This is a genomic window from Cupriavidus sp. HPC(L) (assembly GCF_000307735.3).
Classification (GTDB): Bacteria; Pseudomonadota; Gammaproteobacteria; order Burkholderiales; family Burkholderiaceae; genus Cupriavidus.
On record NZ_AMPR02000266.1, the window covers coordinates 1 to 3,621 of the forward strand.

Sequence of the window (3,621 nt, forward strand, 5' to 3'; positions counted from 1 at the left end):
CGGCCTGCCCAGGCCCACCGCCGCTACCGTGGCGCCGGCCGCCGCGAGAAAGCTGCCGCGCAGCAGATCGCGCCGGCGGCTGTCGATGCCGTGGCGCCCGATTTCTTGCCGCAGGTCGGCGCTGACGAAGTGTTCCGGCGCGGGCACGATGCGGCCCGGGCGACTACGGTCCGGCACGTTCGGTCTCCTCCGGCCGCTCGCCGCGCTCCGGTGCGGGCGCGGTCGGCATGCCTTGTTCGTATTGGGTCGCGCGCCGGTGGGGACCAATGCGCGCGTCGTCGTGATCTCGGTGTCCTGCCCTCGGCTCGCCTGCGCTCAGCGCATCGCGCCGGCCGCGCCCGGCTTGCGCCGCACCGCCGTGCGCCGCTTCGGCTCGGCGGGCATGAAGCGGTCCACCATCGCGACCTGCTGCGCGTCGTCCTCGATCCGCGCGGCAACCTGCACGCACACCGTGCGGCACAGCTCCACCACGCTCTGGTCGGCGATCGCGTAATACACCAGGTTCGCTTCCTTGCGCCGCGCCAGCACGCCGGAGCGGAACATTGCGTTCAGGTGGCGCGACACATTGGCCTGCGACGAACCGACCGTCTCGACCACGGCGCCGACCGGCTTCTCGCCGTCGCACAGCGCGTGCAGGATCTTCAGCCGCGTCGGCTCGGCGAGCAGCGCGAAGTAGTGCGACACCTGTTCGAAGACGCGATCCAGTTCGTTCATGCGATCCACTATATGCGTATATGCGTGAGCACGCATATATCGTTTACCCCCGCCTGGAGCGACGGCGGCGCGAAGGCCATGCTGCCGGGCCATGGGGCCGCCGCCCGGCAAGGCCGTGAGAATCGAGGCCACGCTCGCAGCCTTGCTAAAGTCCGCGGCATTCGACGATCGAGCCGTGGTACTCGGCGCCCATACATTGCGTTCCTCCACCACGACGAAGGAGCAGCGAAACATGGCCCGGATCTATCCGACTCCCTGTTCCCCCGAGGCGCTATTGCAAGCGGCCGAAGGCACGGCAGCCGCCGCACATGGCGACGCGGCCGGCGCGATGGGCGCTACGGCGCCGTACTTCGAAGCAAAGGGCGCCGTGCAGATCGGCCCCTATTCGGGCCGTCTGCGCTATCTGACGCCACCGCTTGCAAAGCGGCCGACGCGCGCCATTGCAGAGCTCGATGAAGCGGTGCAAAAACAGCGCAGCCTCTGCAGGAAACTGTTCGACAAGGTGTTTCGAGGCATCGGCCTGGACGGCCAGGTATTGCTGACCGAGACACAGTTCCACACGTTCCGGTACGTGGACAGCCTCTATGGACTGGCAGTGGATTCGCTCGGGCAAGGGAAGCGAACCGAGGCAGGCGAGGACATTGCGTGCATGGCGGCTTCCATGGAGGCCATCCGGGACGCGTCGGCGGCATTGGCGCGAATTCGGACGGCCGGCCGAAAGGGCGATCACTCCGCGCTCGAGCGGATTGCCGTCTCGATCTCTGTGCCGATCGTCGCCGAAGCGGCGTGGCGCGACGCCGTCAACATTCGGCGGCTCGTCGCGTTGTGCAGCACCAGCCGGCACATTCTTTCTCTCGCGGAAACCGGCGATCCGATGCACCAGGGAAGCGCGGTGGCGGGCCTGTGCCGCATGCTGGACGACGAGGCGACCATCCAGCGTATTGCCGACACACTGGCCAACGAAATCCGCGGCATGTCGTTCAGCGATGCCCGCAGGCGGGTGCTGCCCTTCCTGATTCAGGGCGCGCACTCCTCGTTTGCCATCAATCGCGCGGGCCAGGACCGCGTGCCGCAACTGTGGATCGCGCTGCGCGACACCGTGGCGACGAGCGAGGACGCGGCTATCCTGGCGAACGATCACGTCGCCTGCGGCCTGGGGGCATATCACCGCGCGATGAACTTCGTGCTGTCGGACAAACCGGCCAGCGATCGGATACGACTATCCCTGCTGGACCTGCTTCATATGGATCCGCTCGGCAACGGCTGGCGCATCAGCCCGGAAAACGGGCGCAAGGTGACGGCGTTTCTGACGGGCACTGCCGTGGAAAAGCAGGCGCAACCCGGCACGGCCTTGTCGCGCAGTGCGCTGCAGCTGGTCTGGGGCCACTCGGTCATCGCGACCGCCATCGACAAGTCGGCGCGGGACGCCATCGCGGCGGACGGCGACATCAAACCGTTGCAGCCGCTGCTGCGCACGCATCCAAACAAGAACTACGTCGCGCAGTATTGCCGCATTTCGCCCGTCATCGACACATGGAGCCGCGTATGCACCAGCCGCTATGGCGCACGCGAGGAGATTCATGCCGGCGCAAGCGGCAAGCCGCGGCGCGACGCCGCAGCGGTCACGTCATTTGCGGTGGCATGACGCCGGCATTGCCGAGTCCTCCCCTGGCGCGGCGCTGCCCGGGCGCTGCTTGGGCGCTACCCGGGGGCTTATCCGGGCTTATCCGGGCTTATCCGAGCGCGTCCGCCCAGATCGCGTTGGCCCAGGCGAACGCGTAGGTGCCTTCCAGCGTATTGGGCGCCGTCGACACGCCGCCGGAGTCCGGCACCGTCACCATCGTCTTCTTCTGCGGATCGTAGCGATGCACGCTGGCGACGTGGATCACCTCGCGATCGGACGTGAAGCTGTAGCAGGTGTTGTTGTACAGCGGCTCGGGATTGGGCTGCCGGCCCGACAGCAGCGCGACGATCGCGGCCGCCGCGATCTTGCCGTGCTGGTTGGCCATGTGGCCGGACTTGGGCATCAGCGGCGCGATCTGGATCGCGTCGCCCAGCACGTGGATGTTCGGCACGGCCTTCGATTCGAAGGTCAGGAAGTCGACCTCGCACCAGCGGCCGTTGGCCGTCGCCAGTCCGGTATTGACGGCGATCGCGCCCGCGCGCTGGGCCGGTACCACATTGGCGACGTCGACCCGCTCGTCGTCCTGGACCTCGAACTTCAGCGTGCGCGTGGCGGGATCGATATCGACGGTCTTGTATTGCGGCCGGTATTCGACGATGCCCTTGTACTTGCTGGCCCAGACCTGCTTGAACAGCGCGGCCTTCGACGTCACGTCGGGGTTCGCGTCGAGGATCAGCACCTTGCTGCGCGGCTTGGCCTGGCTGAAATAGTGCGCCACCTGGCAAGCGCGTTCGTAGGGTCCCGGCGGGCAACGGTAAGGCGCCAGCGGCACCGTCAGCGCATAGGTGCCGCCGTCGCGCATCGCTTCGAGCTGGCGGCGCAGCGCCACCGTCTGCGGACCGGCCTTCCATGCGTGCAGGATCTGGTCGCCTCCGGGCCGCTTCAGTCCGGGCACGTCGTCGGGCATGAAGTCGACGCCCGGCGACAGCACCAGCCGGTCATACGGCAGCGTACCGCCGCTGGCCAGGCGTACCTGGCGCTTCGACGGGTCGATCGCGGCGACGGTGTCGCGCACGACCTTGACGCCGTGGCGCCGGCTCAGCGCGTCGTAGGAAATCGTCAGGTCCTCGATCCGCTTGCTGCCGCCCAGTACCAGGTTCGACAGCGGGCAGGAGATGAACGTCGGATTCGGCTCGACCAGCGTCACGTCGATCGTGTTGTCGCTCCATTCGCGCAGATAGCGCGCGGCGGTCGCGCCGCCGTAGCCGCCGCCGACCACCACC

Annotated in this window: 3 protein-coding genes; 1 reads left to right on the forward strand and 2 read right to left on the reverse strand. The window is 67.7% G+C overall.

Features of this window, described 5'->3' with window-relative positions:
* Positions 1-315 precede the first annotated feature (315 nt).
* Entirely contained in the window at positions 316-714 is a 399-nt protein-coding gene (locus B551_RS15190) for a helix-turn-helix transcriptional regulator (protein WP_006579348.1), read from the reverse strand.
* A 115-nt stretch (positions 715-829) separates the two neighbouring features.
* On the opposite strand from B551_RS15190, the gene B551_RS15195 reads away from it, so the two are divergent.
* Entirely contained in the window at positions 830-2,359 is a 1,530-nt protein-coding gene (locus tag B551_RS15195; protein ID WP_157071995.1) for a hypothetical protein, read from the forward strand.
* 88 nt (positions 2,360-2,447) lie between these two features.
* On the opposite strand, the gene B551_RS15200 is transcribed toward B551_RS15195, so the two are convergent.
* A partial coding sequence (locus B551_RS15200; RefSeq protein WP_043440012.1) for an NAD(P)/FAD-dependent oxidoreductase occupies positions 2,448-3,621 on the reverse strand: 1,174 nt, incomplete at its 5' end.

Excerpts from the sequence above, each read along its gene's own strand:
- B551_RS15190 (WP_006579348.1), bottom strand. The coding sequence starts at position 714 with ATGAACGAACTGGATCGCGTCTTCGAACAGGTGTCGCACTACTTCGCG.